Raw genomic sequence first — 15,960 nt, 5'->3', positions numbered from 1 at the left:
ACAGCCTATGACCAAAAAATCAGACCCTTAGCGAGCCGCGGAATGCCCTGGCCCCATAGTATGATTCTACCCCGTTATGGTACACGAAGATGGTACCGTAACGGTAATCAGCAAAGATGGCACCGCCCAGTTTTCTAATATCAGCCGGTGTTTTGATCCAGCTCGATGTTTTCGTATCAAACTTTCCAAACTGTTGCAGCAGCCGGTATTGATCCTCATCCAAAATCTCTATGCCCATCTCAGTAGCCATCCCAATGGCACTATTTCCCGGCTTATGCTCTTTCCTGGATTCCAGCGCTTCCGGATCATAGCAAATACTTCTACGACCTTTGGGACTTTCAGGAGCGCAGTCAAAAAAAATGTATTCAGCCGTTTGCTCATCATAACCAACCACATCCGGTTCACCGCCCGTACGTTCCATATCATCCAGCGACCACATTTTACCGGTATTAGCCTCCAGCTTTGCCTGCACTTTATCCCATTCCAGCCCCTCATGCCTGTTCGTGTTTTTCTCAAAGCGTTCTTTCAAAATTTTGAGCAGTTCCTCTCGTTGTTCCGGCAACAGCTCCTTTTTTAAACTATCCATGTCTTTTCTACTTAATTAATTACAGAAATAATTTTCCGGTCCGCAGGCCTGAAATACCAAGATACAAAAGTCAGGATCAAAAGTAACACCGGCCCAAAAAATTCCACAGCTCCGTCTCCTGCTGCTAAGTGTGAAAATGTAGCACCCGACATCGCAAAGAAAAAGCCTGCATACGCCCATTCCTTTAACAAAGGAAATTTAGGGATCAGCACTGCTGCCACTCCTAATATCTTCCAGACACCAAGTATGGTCAGAAAATAGAGCGGATATCCCAGATGCTCCATCATCGTTACCTCTTCCTTCATTTTAATCAGTTGTACAATTCCGGTTGATAGCATTCCCAATGCCAGCCAGAGGGTGGCCACCCAATAGATAATCTTGTTTCTTTTAGTCATCTTATGTTAGTTTAATTGGTTTACAATTTCCTGCAATCTGTTGTGCGCCATATTAATGCCCTGAGCAAAGGGCAGCTGCAGGATCTGGTCTCTGAGCGCTACAGACTTATACACGATGTGCATAGTGAGCCGGCTGCTTCCCTCGCTGACTGCTTCAAATTCCAAAAACTCCAGTTGAGGGGCAAAAGGTGTACCCTCCATTTCAAATGTCCTGGTGATTTTTTGGTTAGGCACAAAGTCGTGGATTACCCCGCTGGCCACAAATGCCACATTTCCTTTAGGGCCAGATGTCTCAAACTGATAACTGCCGTGTTTTTTATTTTCCAGCTTCAGCACTTTCGTGCCCATCCACTGCTCCACTATCTCGGGCATCACATAAGCTTTAAAAAGCAATTCCAGGGGCAGGTCAAATTCCCTGGTGATCACCAATTCCTGTCTGCCGTCTTCGGCATGGATTTTTGTCTTTCGTTCCATACAATGTTATATTTCTGGTGTGTAGTTTTTCATGATGGCTTCCAGTTTATTAAACCTGTCATCCCACATCTGGCGGAATGGCTCAATAAAATCCGCTACCTCTTTCATCTTTTTTGCATTAAGGTGATAATAGATCTCCCTGCCGTTCTGCTGCTGTTTCAGCAATTCACACTCGGTAAGTATTTGCAGGTGTTTAGAAACTGTCGGTCTCGCTGTATCAAAGTTGGCAGCAATGACGCCGGCAGTCATGGATTGCGAAGCAACCAGCATAAGGATCGCCCTCCTGGTCGGATCTGCTATGGCTTGAAATACGTCTCTTCTTAAATTCATTGCGTAGCTATTTGACTACAAATATATATGTAGTTATTTAACTACGCAAGTATTTAAAGCTTTTCTTTCAAAAACGTCATCGGATTATAAAATCTGAGGTTCAATTGCTGCTTGTTCATCGTCAGCCAGCTGGCGCAGCCATAATCATCAAAAGCCTTACGGATCTCCAGGTGAAGGTGATGGTAATCGCCCCTATACTTCTTTGATTCCTGCACCGTAAACAGCCTGGCCAGTTTGGTCTTTTGACCCACCTGCTGACCCTGCTGTACATATACCTCTTTCAGGTGTTTATAAGAAGTAAACATGGTGCTCCCATCTGCCAGTTTGTGTCTCACTACTACGGTTTTCTGGTTTTCGCCCAGGTGAACCGAACATACTATTCCCGTTGCCATGGCATATACCGATACCAGTTTCCCTATAGGCTTCGCCGGATTGATGTCGATAGCCGTATGAATATGGCTTTTCAGGAAGCTATCCCGGTGATCACCAAATATGCTGATCACTTTTATCTGCTTCATATCTTTGCGGTTGGCCAGCTCAAAAGGCAGGTACCAGTCCGTCGCCGTAGCGCTTGGTGCAATATCGAGGTAGTAAGGTTTCCACCTTGCTTTATCGCTTTCGATAGTAGGATTGGCAATGAAGGTAATTAAGAAGATATTTAAGAGCAAAGCGATCATGACAGATGAATTAGTATTACTACCAATATACAAAATAAATTATCACTAACTTGATAGCATGAAACAGCGTCCTATCTTAATGTTCCTTGCTTTGACTTCTATGGCCATCAGCCTTGCGGCACAAACCACAGAATCCCCTGTCAAAGTAGCGCTCAGACTCCTAACCGACCAGTTGTCCTATCCCACTGCTTTTGCAGCGCCTAATGACAAAACCAACCGCTTATTTGTCTGCGAGCAGAAAGGCCGCATCCGCATCATCAAAAATGGCACATTGACCACTACCCCATTCCTTGATTTCAGCAGCGAAGTGCTCATGATGGCCAGTGGCGATGAAATGGGTTTGCTGGGCCTTGCCTTTCACCCCCAATACGCCAAAAATGGCAAGTTCTACGTATATTTTAGCAAGCGAATCCCAAAAACTCCCGGCATAGATCACAAAAGCATTGTCCGGGAATATACCACATCTGCCAACAAAGACCTGGCCGACAACGCCAGCGCCAAAGACGTATTGGTCATAGACGAGCCGGAGTCCAACCACAATGGAGGCGACCTCAAGTTTGGTCCAGATGGTCTCCTTTACATCACACTCGGGGACGGCGGTGCCTACAATGACCTTCATGGAGAAATAGGCAATGGACAGAGCTTAAACACCTTATTGGGCAAGATCCTGAGAATCGATGTAAACCAGACTCCTTATGGCATTCCGGCCGATAACCCTTTCATAAATAAAGAAAACGCCAGACCAGAAGTCTATGCATACGGCTTTAGAAACCCCTGGCGAATCAGCTTCGACAAACAAAACGGACGGCTGTTTGCAGGTGATGTAGGCCAGAAAAACTGGGAAGAAGTAGATATTGTCACCAAAGGCGGCAACTATGGCTGGCGCGTCAGAGAAGGCACCCATATCAAAACACCAAGCGATCCGGATCCGCGGAACTGGATCAATCCCATAACAGATTATGGCCGGCAGGAAGGCATCAGCATCACCGGAGGTTTCGTTTACAGAGGCAAACAAATTCCCGCGCTGTATGGAAAATATATTTTTGGCGACCTGATGGGCCCGGTCTGGACACTCACTGACGTTAATAAGGAATTATGGAAAAGAGAAAAACTCAGCATCTCCAAAGAACCAGGACAATGGCAGATCTACAGTTTTGGGGAAGACCAGAGCGGAGAGATCTATCTGCTTGCCAACCTGCTCGATGACGACAAGGGAGCAGTATATAAACTGGTAAAAGGACAATAAAATAAAATGAGGCTGTGCAGCCAAATAGCACACAGCCTCATCTCATTACATCACTTTACCTGTGCAAACAGGCAGAGAAGCACGCGAATAAATGTGTTTCTGGTTTTTCCCAGAGCCTGGCTTTACGCAGTACCGATTCCAGCGTTTGGTCTGTTGCAGATAACGCCCTGCCCAGGCATTCCAAAAACCACTCCAGCCAGTCCGTAATACCCAAGGAATCACGCTGAGTCTTTTCCATTCACACCATAAAACACTACATTTCAATAAAATACTTACAAACCCGCAGCATACTGACCTGCTACCTATCCATTTACCGCCTATTGAAAAGATATATCCCACCAGAATGCGTATTCCAGTATATATGTGTTAAATTGGCTATGCAACGCAGCGGAACTTCCTAAACCAACCAAATATGATGCGCTTAGACAAACCCGATCGGTTCTCCGAACGGGCTTTCCAAAAAATTATTGATCAAAGCTACTCCGGCATCTCCTTGCTTGATGAAAACTTTAAAGTGCTCTACCGCAGTCCTTCAGTTAAAAGGATCACCGGGTGGTCAGATACCGACAGCAAGAGCATTGCCCTGGCACAAAGCGTACATCCTAATGACCGCAACTCCGTAAAAGAAACTTTAGAAAGTCTTCTTAAAAAACCTGGCGAATCTGCCATAAGTGTTTTCCGGTTTATGCACGCTAAGGGCCATTTAATATGGCTGGAGTCTGTATTTACCAATATGCTTGAAAATCCTGACGTGCATGCAATTATCTGCAATTATATTGATGTGACTGCACGAATAAATGCCGAACAGCAATTGAGCGAAACCATGGATGAATTATCTGCCTATAAATATGCACTCGATGAATCCGCTATTGTAGCCGTCACCGACCAAAAGGGAACAATTCGTCACGTCAATGACCAGTTTGTGCGCATCTCTGGCTATAGCCGCGAGGAGCTGATTGGCAATGACCACAGAATAATTAATTCCGGATTTCATGACAAGTCTTATATCAAAGAACTATGGCGCAAAATTGCGGCGGGAGAGGTCTGGAGCGGCGAACTTAAAAATAAAGCAAAAGACGGCAGCTATTATTGGGTCGACACAAGCATCATTCCCTTCGTTAATGACCGCGGAAAACCTTATCAATATGTAGCCATACGATCTGATATCACTGAACGCAAAAACAAGGAAGAACACCTGAAGCTCCTGGAATCGGTAGTAACAAATACCACAGACGCGGTGCTAATCACTACAGCCGGAAATGTAAATGACCCGGATCCGATCATCATTTACGCTAATGAGGCCTTCGAAAAAATGTGCGGTTATACTCCTGATGAGGTCGTTGGACGCTCGCCCAAGTTCTTGCAGGGTGCCAAAACCGATCGGGATGAACTGGACCGGCTGAAATCAGCCATGGAAAAAGGAGAATCCTATGAAGCCCTGTTGATAAACTACAAAAAGAACGGTGAAGAATTCTGGAACCAATTTTCTGTGAGCCCCGTGCTCGGGATTTCTGGCCAAACTAGTCATTTTATCGCCATTGAACGAGACGTTACACGTTGGAAAAATGACCAGCTTCAAAAGGCACTTTTAACCGACATAACATTAACATTTGCCTCTTCCGCCGATACGCGCGAAAGTTTAACCCAGGTTCTCAGACAGCTGGTTAATTTTGGCAATTTTTGGTCTGCCGAGGCCTGGGTGCTCGGTGGAGAGGGTCAACTTGAGCTCTTGACACACTATTCACCGTCAGGGAACGCCCTTGCCTTTTTCCAACACACCACATCAAATAAATCATTTTCCAAAGGTGAGGGTCTTCCCGGTCGTACCTGGGAAAGCGGTGAGATTCAGTACTGGCGCAACTTAGGCAGCGACCCTGTGTTCTTAAGAAATGAAGGCGCACGGAAATATGGATTGAAAAGCGCCTACGGAATTCCACTCTCCATTGGCGGCAGGTTTCTCGGCGTGCTTGTGTTGGGGCTCGACAGAGACGAGAACCAACAGGATATTTATACCGGATTTTTCGAAAAGTACGGTACATTTCTGAGTCTGGAGATCAAAAGGAAACAGCTCGAATATGAAACCATACAATTGTTTAATTCCGTACCAGATGTGATTTGTGTGGTAAACATCAATCGGCAGTTCAAAAAGGTCAATCCTGCCATGTGCAACCTCCTTGAGTATAGTCAGCAGGAGCTTCACAGTATGACTATAAACGACCTCATCCATCCCGATGATCTGCAGGAAAGCCTGGACAGAATGAAAGATTTCCAGCTACAGGATGGCCTTACGCTTTATTTTGAAAACAGGTACCTCAGCAAATCCGGAAAGATCAAGCATTTGTCCTGGACCGCGACCAAAGAGCCTGAAAAAAATGAGCTGTTTTGTGTAGCAAAAGACATTACAGAAAAAAAGGAATTGTTTAACGAGAAAAATAACATTTTGGAGAGTATTGGTGATGCTTTTTTTGCGACAGACAGGAACTGGATAGTCACTTACTGGAATTATGCAGCTGTACAGATACTGAAGCGATCAAAAGAAGAAATGCTGGGCAAGAACCTTTGGGAACCTTTCCATGAGGCTATCGGAAGCACCTCTCATATAAATTACCAGGAAGCAATGGACAGTGGCCGGCCGGTGCATTTTGAAGATTTCTTCCATCCTTTACAAGCCTGGTTTGAAATTAGCGCCTACCCCTCCGACAAAGGCCTCTCCGTATTTTTCAAAGACATTACAGAACGTGTTACCTATATTAAAACCATAGAAGACCACAATAAAAAACTTACAGAAATTTCCTGGATACAATCTCACGTAGTCCGTGCACCGCTCTCCCGCATCATGGGCCTCGTGGGCTTGTTGAAACTAAACGATTTAAGCAAAGATGAAAAACAAGAAATGCTCGACTATCTGATGAGCGCCGCAAACGAACTCGATGATGTCGTCAAAAACATTACCTCAAAGACACTCCTCAACAATGACCTGAATTAAGCGAAACCCTGCAGAGGGTAGCTACAAGGTACTGCCGTCTCCATCAATTAAGCCCGGTTCTTATGTCCGGCGATTTATCTCATTAAAGGCAATAATTAAAACTAGGTTCTCAAATATTGATTCAACTTTAGAACGAGTTTATATACTAAAGTAACCGGGTTATGCTCATGATAATTCTCACTACTATACTTGTTATGCAGCTGCTTGGCCCGCCTAATTGCTTCCAGCTGATCAGCACCACCTTCGAGTAATTTAGTATAAATTGTCTTAGAAAAGCTTAGTAGCTTACCATGCTTTTCGTAATTTATATTCCAAAAATCACTGAGTTTTTCATAGTAGAAGCTTCTGTGCTGCTGCTGGTCATAATAATTATAATGAAGTGCAAACCAAAGTTCAAAAGCATCATTAGAATATGCACACTTAAAACCTGCTTTTAAAGCCGACCTGATGGCAAGATTATAGTCCTCTTTTTGCCCAACGATATCACCTTTTACATCCATATCAAATACACACCAGACTTCATCATAATTATCCTCAGCTACTATTTGCTTTGTACATTCAACCAAAGCAGTTTTAGAACACCCTAGTGGTACAGGTTTTACAGAAGCACTTACAACAGGAAATGACTTGAAATATTGTTCTTCAGTCTGACCCTCGCAGACTATTAAAAAAGTCTTTTTTCTATCCCTGCTTTCAAGAGCATATGCAGAAGGTCTAGTCTTTTTCAGCCATGCCTTTTCAGCTCTTATATCTGTAATTTTAGTTGCTCTTGTTTTCTTCGGCATCAATATCAAATAAAGAATTAAAATCCCCTAAAAATGGAATCGCTCCATACTTACCACTAATGTAATCTTTTTCAAAAGAGGCATCATTCCTAACCCCTTTAAATTCTGCAAGGGTATAAAAATGACTGGCTCCTCCCTGATCCTTTTCCACAAAACAGATCTGATCTCTCCTTAGAACACTTGCATCCAATAGATTAGTATCATGTGTAGCAAATATGAACTGGCTTTTAATATTAACACTAGAGTTAAACAATTGCACCAGCTTTTTACTCAGTAAGGGATGAAATCTGGCATCAAATTCGTCAATAATCACAGGAATTCCTCTTTCCAGCGCCCTCAATATCACAGGGCTAATCTCAAACATCTTCTTACTTCCCTCGGATTCGTTGAGCAAGAAATCAAACCCTATAAGAAACTTAGTATTCGTTTTGACATCCAGCTTCTGGTGTGCCGAGCCAATCACTACACGACCGTATTTTGCTCTTTCTTCCTTAACTATATTTCCATCCCCTTCATCTTCTTTGATATCGATCTTCACAATATCTTGTATACCGGTATCAGCAACTTTAAGCATTTCTACAAGTCTTGGTCGCTCTGTCTCATTTTCTAAAAATCCTATTGCATTGTGTATCATTTCCTGATCTGAAAGGCCTGGTATTACCGCAATACTATAAATAAAGTTGCTTACCTTTTTCGATATTTCTCCATTCAACGATTTGACAACTGTTAAGAACAAGGCATCTTTTCTTACCAATTCTTTTAGTTTCGATCCTTCTGAAAATTGCTTCTCATTGATCGTAATATCATCTTCTTGTCTTAAAAAGAATTGAACCTCCTTCTTCCCTGGTGTCCCATATAGCCATTCAGATATAATAGCTGTTCTTGTAGCCTCAAATCCATACCTGTAAAAAACACCACCAATCAATAGCATGATCTGAAAAAATGATGGCTGATCATCACAGTCGGAGGAAAGTCTGAATTCCTCAATAAAACGGTATAAAACCGAATCGTCCTTAACCGAATTATTTACGATCCGGATAAATGCAACCATCGCCCGAATAATATTACTTTTACCGCTAGCATTGGCACCATAAATAGCTTTGCTTTTCAACAGCTTCCATTTTTCGGTAACCTGGACAACATTTAACTCATCCAGCTCCTTGGATTTCGATACAATATTTCCTGCCACCATACTTAGCGTCTGGATCTCTTTAATCGATCTATAATTACCTACTGCAAATTCAATCAGCATAAAATCAATATTTGTGAAATAATCGTAAATATACAATTATATATACCAATATTACGACTCTGGAGTAATTTCTTATTTTATCGAACAAGAAACAATGCAAACCTCAAATTCTCATAATATGCTCGACAATCACATCCGCATGAACCCGGGAATTTTCTATAAACCATAAATGCGTATCCATGCCGCCGCATACCACACCAGCCAGATAAAGCCCGCTGATATTGGTCTCCATTGTCTCAGGATGATGATAAGGCTGCAATTTATCTCCAGAAAGTTCGATTCCAAATTTCCTGAGCAGCGAAAAATTCGGCTGATAACCCGTCATCGCCATCACAAAATCATTCGGAATAGTCACCAGCTCCTCCGGTGTCTGAATATCCACTTCATCGTTACGGATAGCCACCAGTTCAGAGCTAACATAGGCCTTGATACTACCCTCCTTAATCCGGTTGATAATATCAGGTCTTACCCAATACTTTACCCGCTGGCTGACTTCCTCATCACGGATCACCAAAGTAACCTCCGCTCCTTTGCGATAAGTTTCCAGTGCCACGTCTATGGCCGAATTGCTCGAACCCACCACCACTACTTTTTGCATCGCAAAATAATGCGGGTCTTTATAATAATGCATCACTTTAGGCAAATCTTCACCTGGAATATCCAGCAGTACAGGAATGTCATAAAAACCGGTCGATAAGATCACATGCTTAGCGCGATAGGTCCCTTTCGAACTGCTAACAATAAACACACCTTCTTCCTTTTTCAATTCAGTAACCTCTTCAAACAACCTGACCGGCAATTCATTAGCCACCGCCACCCTTCGGTAATACTCCAGCGCCTCTGCCCGTGTAGGTTTATTGCTGATCGTCACGAAGGGAACACCGCCGATTTCCAGCTTTTCAGAAGTAGAAAAGAAGGTCATGGTTGATGGATAATTGTAGATCGAATTGACCAGGCAACCCTTCTCTACAATCAAAAAATCCAAGCCTGCCTTCTTCGCATTTAATCCGCAGGCAATGCCTATCGGCCCGCCACCAATAATGAGTATATCAAGTACCTTCTCTGCCATTTTTTAAAGATAAGGCAATCCTTTATTATCTAAAACAGGGTGGCAGAGATATTACCAAATCCCTACAAATTTGCTCCACCAGCCACTTCTATCCGCTGTCCGTTGATCCATCTGGCATCTTCTGTACATAAAAATGCAACCACACCTCCTATATCGTCCGGAAGACCCGCACGTCCCAGGGCCGTAACTCCGGCAACGGCGGCATTATAAGCAGGATTATCCCTTACCGCTCCCCCGCCAAAGTCTGTCTCTATTGCACCTGGAGCTACCACATTAGCCGTAATTCCACGTGCCCCCAGTTCTTTTGCCTGATATTTGGTCAGGGTTTCTATGGCGCCTTTCATAGCTGCATATACTGAATAGCCAGGGGCTGTAAAACGGGCAAGACCGCTGGAAAGGTTGATTATCCTGCCTCCATCGTTGATCAATGGTAAGGCCTTTTGGGTTAGAAAATAGACCCCTTTCAAATGGATGTTCATCAAAAGATCAAACTGTTCTTCCGTTGTATCAGTGATCGGAGCATTGATCCCGATACCGGCATTGTTTATCAGAAAATCGAAACGCTCTGCTCCAAAGCCTTTCAATACCCTGGTTACCTGCTCAAAAAAACCATCAAAACTTCCCACTTCACCAGCGCTCAACCGCAATGCCGCAGCCTTCACACCCATTTGCTCAATTTCTACTATTACCTCCCTTGCTTCATCTTCTTTACTATTATAAGTCATCACCACATTGATCCCTTTTTTTGCAAGGCTTAATGCCATGTTTTTGCCCAGACCACGGCTGCCGCCGGTTACTAAAGCGATTTTGTTGTTATTACTTGTCATCATTTCTTTGTTTTAAATTGATGATGTAAAGGTAGGGAGGTTACCGGCTCGGGAGTTTGCAAGCATCAATCCAATGTTTGCAAAATTCAAATCGAAGCAGGCAGTGTATGTCTTTATCTTAAGGTCAGGATGGCGACAATTTTAAGGTACAGCCCATCAGGACCGGAAACTTCCAGGAGCAAATGACGTCTGCTTTCTGAAGAAGTTAGAAAAATGCGCCACCTGTTCAAAACCCAGGCAATAAGAGATCTCCGAAATATTCCAGTCCGTCTGCTTCAACAAGATCTTTGCTTCCTGCACAATCCTCCCGGTAATGATCTCGGTAGTAGTCTTTCCCGTATTTTCCTTCAATACTTTATTCAGATGGTTTACATGTACGGCCAGCCTATCTGCATAGTCCTTAGCTGTCCGTAAGCTCAGTTTCTGATGCGGGGATTCTATCGGGAACTGCCTTTCCAGCAACTCAATAAATAACGAAGAAACCCTTGCCGAGGCAGTATGAGAAGGATAAAGCGACGTGGCAGGCTGCAGTTTCTGCCCATAGTGGATCAGTTCCAGCACATAATTGCGCAGTAAGTCATATTTAAAAGCATAATCGGAGGACAACTCCTTATACATCTTCTTGAATATAAAGGTTATATCTTCTGAAGCATCATCTGTCAGCTGAAAAATGGGATAGCCCCCGGGCTGAAAGATCGGCAAATCGTCCAGCACCACACCGCTTTTATTCTGCACCAGAAAATCATGTGTAAAAATGCAGAAATAGCCATGCTGGTTATCATCCTCTGGCAACCAGTTGTACGGAATCTTGGGTGTAGCAAACAGCAGCGCATTCTTCTCAATATCCACCACCTTATCCGCATATTCTGCTTTGTTGCGCCCGCTGATCATGCTGATCTTGTAATAAGCCCTCCTGTTGTACGGCATCACCCGGTAACCTTTTCTCGCAAACAGGTCCTCGATTTTAAACACATTAAAATGCCCGATCTCTTTATTGATCCCTTCCGGAACCAGCGAAGCCGTCTCCTTATAAAATTCTTCCAGTGAGGTGATTTCCATGATCCTGATCTTAAAACAAACCCAGCAAAATATTTGCAAAATTCAAATGTAAGAAAATACAGCTAACTTTCCCTTTTTCCCATCATTAGCTTTTCCACAGCATCCTTAAACGAACCCGCCCTAACGACCTCACCTGAGTTCACAAAAAAGATCTCATCTGCATTTTCAATCGTATTCAGCCGGTGCGCTATAATTACCAATGTCGTCTCCGAAGGCAGTTTATCCAATATCCTGTCCAGCATCTGCTCGGTGACGGTATCAATATTTGCAGTAGCTTCATCCAATATCAGCAACTCAGGTTTGCGCAGGAAAGCACGCATAAATGCGACCAGCTGCTTCTGGCCCAAACTCATACTGGCCCCGCCACTTGCTACCGCTGTCTCCAGTCCTTTATCAAATACCGCCAGCAGCTCTCCCAGACCCGCCTCTTCTACAATCTTCATAAAGGCAATATTATCCAGACCAGTATAGCGTTCATTCCCATACAAAATATTGTCGCGCACAGTACCGGTAAACAACAATGGCTCCTGCAGGATAAAACCGATCCTCGACGCACGCTCGTCCGGGGTATAAGACCTGATATCCCTGCCGTTCAATAACACTAACCCGCTCAAAGGATCGTACAAACGCGCCATCAGCGAAGCCGTAGTAGTCTTCCCACCACCCGTTGGCCCGACAAAAGCATACATTTTTCCACGTTCCAATCTGAAACTGATATTATGCAAAATCTCCTTTCCGCCAGGATATCCGAAATGTACTTCTCTAAATTCCAAAATATCCATGGCTGCACCTCTTGTGTCTTTCAAAATCCCTTGGCCTGTAGAAAAACCGTCTGCCACTACCTCCAGGTCATTGCTCAATCCTAGCATCAGCGAAATCCTGTCCCAGGAAGCAAGCGCAGTCTGAAAACTGGTCCACAGCGTTGCCAGCTGCCTGATCGGATTGTAAAAGCTGTTTGCATAGGCAAAAAAACTGATCAGCAGCCCCACCGTCAGCGAAGCCTCATGGATCAGGTACACGCCATAGATCAACAGCAAGAGCTGTGCAATGTTGGAAAACAAACTGAACACCGGCATAAAAACTGTATTCGCAATCCCTGCTCCTGTCGCAGTCTTATAATTCTGCTGGTTCACTTTATTAAAACGCTTTCTGAAATAATCGCGCCGGTTGAATGCCACTACGATCTTAAAATTGTTCAGGCTCTCCTGAATCTCCCCGCTCATCAGTCCCACACTTTCCAGATTGGCGGCATTCCTTTTCCGTACCCAGGGCGATAACCGGTTTACAAACAACCAGATACACAATGCCGGCAGTACCGTCACCACACCTAGCTTAAAATTAATGATCAGCATAAATGAACCAGAGGCGACCAGCATAAAGATATTGCTGACAAACTGCAGCAATGCCTGCGAGAAAAACTGGTTCAAACGGTCTGTATCTGAGTTCACCCGCGAGATCAGGTCGCCGGCCTTATTCTGGTTAAAGAAAGCTATCGGCAAAGCCTGGATTTTGTGAAAAACAGCATTGCGAAGGCCAAATACAATCCGCTGCGCCGCGCTACCCATCAGCCGCGTCTGAAGATAACTCCCTCCAAATACAACTACATACAGCGCCAGCAGAATACCCGAAAAAAGCAAAACACCGTCAAACTGCTTAGTCTGTATATAATGGTCGATGGTATAACCTACCAATAGCGGGCCCGACAGGTTGAGGGCCGTATTGAGCAGCATGATTAGCAAAGCAACCACCAAGTTCCGCTGTTCACCTCCCGCCGCATCTACCAGACCTTTCAGCTCCTGAAAAACCGGCTTTTTATCCTTCTTTTGTAGCTCGTTCAGGTTATAGTTCATAATCGCTGGTGCTTAATTGTGAGTTATAGATCTGAACATATTCCGGACTCTTTGCAATCAGCTCGGCATGGCTGCCCTTACCCAAAATTTCGCCCTGCATCATTAATATTATTTGGTCATAATCTTCAATAGCCGCAATCTTTTGGGTCACCGAAATCAAGGTGATGGATGGATAATTGCGCTGTATGTTGTCCAGTATGCGCCGCTCCGTCTGCAAATCCACCCGCGCTGTAAAATCATCCAGTAATAAAATCCTTGGATTGATGGCCAAAGCCCGGGCCAGCATCAGGCGTTGCTTCTGTCCGCCTGACAGGCTTAATCCCCGTTCGGAGACCACTGTATCCAACCCCTCCGGTAACGAAGCAACAAAGCCCTCCAGTTCCGCACTCTTAATGGCCAGTGCCAGCGCTTCGTCTGTCACCAGTTCACTAAAACCAATATTTTCACGCAGGCTCAGGTTAAACAGCACACTGTCCTGAAATACAAATGCCAGCTGGCGATAAAATGCATCTTGTTTCAGTTGTTCTACAGGATAGCCGTCAAAAAGTATCTTGCCGCTATCCGGTCTGGTCATCCCGGCCAGCAACTGCAGCAATTGTGTCTTGCCTGCCACAGTCGGCCCTACTATAGCCACTTTAGACCCCGGACTCACCGTAAAATCAACATCTTTCACCACGCTTCTGCCGGAATAGCTCAGGTTTAAGCCCATCACTTCTATTTGTCCGCTCAGCTCCACATCTACCGTTCCGCTGTCTAAAATATCATCCGTATCCAGCACCTTGCTGATCCTGCCATAGGAAACCGTAGCCTGTACAATCACATTGCTCATAAAACCGATCACGATGATCGGAAAGATCAGCATGGCCAGATAGCTGTTGAAAGCCGCCAGGTCCCCAATGCTCATCCGGTCGGTGATCACCAGGTGCCCGCCATAAGCCAGGATAACCAGTGCTGCCATACTCGCCGTAAAAGTAATGACCGGGATAAGCCAGGCAAACAACCTCAGGATGCTAAGGCCCAGCTCCTTTCCTTTTACACTGGATTCCATAAACTTATCGTATTCCAGTGCCTGTGAATTTACCACCCTGACCAGAAATGCACCCAATATGCTTTCATTAATGATCTTATTGAGGCGGTCCAATACCTCCCTGCCGGCTTTGTAGTGTGCTTTGACTTTGCGCAAGACCAGATAAAAACTAACACCAATGGAGGAAGTGATCAGGATCACGATCAATCCCAGTTCCCAGTCAATGCTAAACAGCAGGATGGTCGCGCCAAATATGATCACCACAGAGGAGACAATGGATACAATGGCCTGTGAAATGAAAGACTTGATGGCATCCACATCAGACGTAAGGTTGGTCAATAATTTAGAAGGGTTTTCCAGTTCAATAAATGCAATGCTTTGTTTGGAGATCTTATCTGCCAGCCGCGACCTTAAATCCCTGGCTACGCGTTCGGAGGCATGGATCTGTATCAGACTTTGGAAATAGCCCAGTAAAAATACCAGCAAGGTAATGCCTGAGAATTCCAGCATCGCCTTCTCCATCGAAAACTGCGAATGAGATATGCCGTCTATTACCTTCCCGATGATCTTTGGCAGCAACAGACTAAGCGCATTGCCAAATAAGGCCAGCAGCAGTAAAACAAGGATGATACCCCAGTAGGGTTTTAGCAGTTTAAGCATCCTGCTAAGTTATTAATAAGGTCACATCTCTGAAAAAATATTTGAGGAAACTGTTGAACATAGGTGCTATAATGCAATGATCTCTTCAAAGAAAGACGTGTAGCCTCGGCAATAGTACGTCTGAATAAAAATCAATGCATTTGCCCAGTTCTTTTCGCGACTGGTCGTGAAAAGAACTTAGTGAAATCCAGATGTTAAGAAACAGAAACAAGCAGCTAAACAATTGATTTTCAGTAACTAATCCAATAAAAACGACATAAAGTACAAAATGCGACATAAAGTACTAATTGCGACATAATGCGACATAACACGACATAATGCGACATCGCCTATTTTTTTTCCCATTACATTTACTTCTGAAGACTAAAAGCTTACCGACTGCTACCTTATTGGTAACGGTGCAGTAACGGTACAGCAACGGTGCAGGAACGGTACAGCAACGGTAGAAGGCATCTGCCAAACATTTTTGAAGCAAAAATATTAAAATTAAGAGTAGTAATTAACAAGAACTCAGAAACAAAAAAAAAGAACATATGGCAATTTTAAAAGGCGGAATCCTTGGTGGATTTACAGGAAAAATCGGGGATGTAATCGGTTACATCCGATTTGGGAAATCTTACATTAAGATGAAATCCAAAAAGAAAAAAAAGAAGGCTTCGGACAAGCAGGTCGAGGCAAGAAAGAGAATGTCGGTAGCAGTCAAATTTATCAACACGGCAAAAACGTTTGTGGCGATA

Annotated in this window: 16 protein-coding genes; 3 read left to right on the top strand and 13 right to left on the bottom strand. The window is 44.1% G+C overall.

Annotated features, from left to right (window positions below; all coding sequences use genetic code 11):
• Positions 1–19 precede the first annotated feature (19 nt).
• From EZ437_RS19870 to EZ437_RS19850, 5 genes are read right to left on the bottom strand one after another with little or no spacing between them, the layout of a single operon-like run.
• Positions 20–586 carry a DUF4256 domain-containing protein gene (locus EZ437_RS19870; RefSeq protein ID WP_131597846.1) on the bottom strand — a complete coding sequence of 189 codons (567 nt, stop codon included), beginning with the start codon at positions 584–586 and terminating at the stop codon, positions 20–22.
• Positions 587–597: 11 nt separating this feature from the next.
• Positions 598–981, bottom strand: a complete 384-nt coding sequence (locus EZ437_RS19865) for a DoxX family protein (protein WP_131597845.1) — start codon at positions 979–981, stop codon at positions 598–600.
• A 6-nt stretch (positions 982–987) separates the two neighbouring features.
• Positions 988–1,455 (bottom strand): SRPBCC family protein, encoded by a 468-nt coding sequence (locus EZ437_RS19860; RefSeq protein ID WP_131597843.1) that lies wholly within the window; start codon positions 1,453–1,455, stop codon positions 988–990.
• 6 nt (positions 1,456–1,461) lie between these two features.
• Positions 1,462–1,785 carry an ArsR/SmtB family transcription factor gene (locus EZ437_RS19855; protein WP_131597842.1) on the bottom strand — a complete coding sequence of 108 codons (324 nt, stop codon included), beginning with the start codon at positions 1,783–1,785 and terminating at the stop codon, positions 1,462–1,464.
• 53 nt (positions 1,786–1,838) lie between these two features.
• On the bottom strand, positions 1,839–2,462 hold the full coding sequence (locus tag EZ437_RS19850; RefSeq protein ID WP_131597840.1) for a M23 family metallopeptidase: 624 nt from the start codon (positions 2,460–2,462) through the stop codon (positions 1,839–1,841).
• Between the two features lie 58 nt (positions 2,463–2,520).
• Between EZ437_RS19850 and EZ437_RS19845 the strand changes: the two genes are divergently transcribed.
• Positions 2,521–3,708 carry a PQQ-dependent sugar dehydrogenase gene (locus EZ437_RS19845; protein ID WP_131597839.1) on the top strand — a complete coding sequence of 396 codons (1,188 nt, stop codon included), beginning with the start codon at positions 2,521–2,523 and terminating at the stop codon, positions 3,706–3,708.
• Between the two features lie 55 nt (positions 3,709–3,763).
• Here EZ437_RS19845 and EZ437_RS19840 read toward each other — a convergent pair whose 3' ends face one another.
• Positions 3,764–3,946, bottom strand: a complete 183-nt coding sequence (locus EZ437_RS19840; RefSeq protein ID WP_131597837.1) for a hypothetical protein — start codon at positions 3,944–3,946, stop codon at positions 3,764–3,766.
• 174 nt (positions 3,947–4,120) lie between these two features.
• On the opposite strand from EZ437_RS19840, the gene EZ437_RS19835 reads away from it, so the two are divergent.
• Positions 4,121–6,694, top strand: a complete 2,574-nt coding sequence (locus EZ437_RS19835; RefSeq protein ID WP_131597836.1) for a PAS domain S-box protein — start codon at positions 4,121–4,123, stop codon at positions 6,692–6,694.
• A 101-nt stretch (positions 6,695–6,795) separates the two neighbouring features.
• On the opposite strand, the gene EZ437_RS19830 is transcribed toward EZ437_RS19835, so the two are convergent.
• From EZ437_RS19830 to EZ437_RS19800, 7 genes are all read right to left on the bottom strand, one after another.
• Positions 6,796–7,479 carry an RloB family protein gene (locus EZ437_RS19830; RefSeq protein ID WP_131597835.1) on the bottom strand — a complete coding sequence of 228 codons (684 nt, stop codon included), beginning with the start codon at positions 7,477–7,479 and terminating at the stop codon, positions 6,796–6,798.
• The gene (locus EZ437_RS19825; protein ID WP_131597833.1) at positions 7,454–8,731 is read right to left on the bottom strand and encodes an AAA family ATPase; all 1,278 of its coding nucleotides are present in this window, start codon (positions 8,729–8,731) and stop codon (positions 7,454–7,456) included. Before EZ437_RS19825 ends, EZ437_RS19830 begins: the two co-directional genes overlap by 26 nt.
• 103 nt (positions 8,732–8,834) lie before the next feature.
• Positions 8,835–9,800: a YpdA family putative bacillithiol disulfide reductase gene (locus EZ437_RS19820; RefSeq protein ID WP_131597831.1), complete on the bottom strand. Its 966-nt coding sequence runs from the start codon at positions 9,798–9,800 to the stop codon at positions 8,835–8,837.
• A gap of 62 nt (positions 9,801–9,862) precedes the next feature.
• A complete protein-coding gene (locus tag EZ437_RS19815) occupies positions 9,863–10,630 on the bottom strand; it encodes an SDR family NAD(P)-dependent oxidoreductase (protein WP_205942772.1) in 768 nt (255 codons plus the stop codon).
• 153 nt (positions 10,631–10,783) lie between these two features.
• Positions 10,784–11,686 (bottom strand): helix-turn-helix domain-containing protein, encoded by a 903-nt coding sequence (locus EZ437_RS19810; protein WP_131597830.1) that lies wholly within the window; start codon positions 11,684–11,686, stop codon positions 10,784–10,786.
• Positions 11,687–11,748: 62 nt separating this feature from the next.
• Complete coding sequence (locus tag EZ437_RS19805) at positions 11,749–13,536, bottom strand: ABC transporter ATP-binding protein (protein ID WP_131597828.1); 1,788 nt, start codon at positions 13,534–13,536, stop codon at positions 11,749–11,751.
• Complete coding sequence (locus EZ437_RS19800) at positions 13,526–15,223, bottom strand: ABC transporter ATP-binding protein (protein WP_131597826.1); 1,698 nt, start codon at positions 15,221–15,223, stop codon at positions 13,526–13,528. Before EZ437_RS19800 ends, EZ437_RS19805 begins: the two co-directional genes overlap by 11 nt.
• A gap of 533 nt (positions 15,224–15,756) precedes the next feature.
• Between EZ437_RS19800 and EZ437_RS19795 the strand changes: the two genes are divergently transcribed.
• On the top strand, positions 15,757–15,960 hold a 204-nt coding region (locus tag EZ437_RS19795; RefSeq protein ID WP_225869589.1), incomplete at its 3' end, for a DUF6266 family protein.

The organism is Pedobacter psychroterrae, from assembly GCF_004331695.1.
GTDB lineage: Bacteria > Bacteroidota > Bacteroidia > Sphingobacteriales > Sphingobacteriaceae > Pedobacter > Pedobacter psychroterrae.
Note: the sequence above shows the minus strand (reverse complement) of the source record. Positions and strands in the feature narration are given on the sequence as shown.

What these genes read in the sequence shown, in the direction of transcription:
- EZ437_RS19870 (WP_131597846.1), bottom strand. Translation starts at nt 586, where the DNA reads ATGGATAGTTTAAAAAAGGAGCTGTTGCCGGAACAACGAGAGGAACTG.
- EZ437_RS19865 (WP_131597845.1), bottom strand. Translation starts at nt 981, where the DNA reads ATGACTAAAAGAAACAAGATTATCTATTGGGTGGCCACCCTCTGGCTG.
- EZ437_RS19860 (WP_131597843.1), bottom strand. Translation starts at nt 1,455, where the DNA reads ATGGAACGAAAGACAAAAATCCATGCCGAAGACGGCAGACAGGAATTG.
- EZ437_RS19855 (WP_131597842.1), bottom strand. Translation starts at nt 1,785, where the DNA reads ATGAATTTAAGAAGAGACGTATTTCAAGCCATAGCAGATCCGACCAGG.
- EZ437_RS19850 (WP_131597840.1), bottom strand. Translation starts at nt 2,462, where the DNA reads ATGATCGCTTTGCTCTTAAATATCTTCTTAATTACCTTCATTGCCAAT.
- EZ437_RS19845 (WP_131597839.1), top strand. Translation starts at nt 2,521, where the DNA reads ATGAAACAGCGTCCTATCTTAATGTTCCTTGCTTTGACTTCTATGGCC.
- EZ437_RS19840 (WP_131597837.1), bottom strand. Translation starts at nt 3,946, where the DNA reads ATGGAAAAGACTCAGCGTGATTCCTTGGGTATTACGGACTGGCTGGAG.
- EZ437_RS19835 (WP_131597836.1), top strand. Translation starts at nt 4,121, where the DNA reads ATGATGCGCTTAGACAAACCCGATCGGTTCTCCGAACGGGCTTTCCAA.
- EZ437_RS19830 (WP_131597835.1), bottom strand. Translation starts at nt 7,479, where the DNA reads ATGCCGAAGAAAACAAGAGCAACTAAAATTACAGATATAAGAGCTGAA.
- EZ437_RS19825 (WP_131597833.1), bottom strand. Translation starts at nt 8,731, where the DNA reads ATGCTGATTGAATTTGCAGTAGGTAATTATAGATCGATTAAAGAGATC.
- EZ437_RS19820 (WP_131597831.1), bottom strand. Translation starts at nt 9,800, where the DNA reads ATGGCAGAGAAGGTACTTGATATACTCATTATTGGTGGCGGGCCGATA.
- EZ437_RS19815 (WP_205942772.1), bottom strand. Translation starts at nt 10,630, where the DNA reads ATGATGACAAGTAATAACAACAAAATCGCTTTAGTAACCGGCGGCAGC.
- EZ437_RS19810 (WP_131597830.1), bottom strand. Translation starts at nt 11,686, where the DNA reads ATGGAAATCACCTCACTGGAAGAATTTTATAAGGAGACGGCTTCGCTG.
- EZ437_RS19805 (WP_131597828.1), bottom strand. Translation starts at nt 13,536, where the DNA reads ATGAACTATAACCTGAACGAGCTACAAAAGAAGGATAAAAAGCCGGTT.
- EZ437_RS19800 (WP_131597826.1), bottom strand. Translation starts at nt 15,223, where the DNA reads ATGCTTAAACTGCTAAAACCCTACTGGGGTATCATCCTTGTTTTACTG.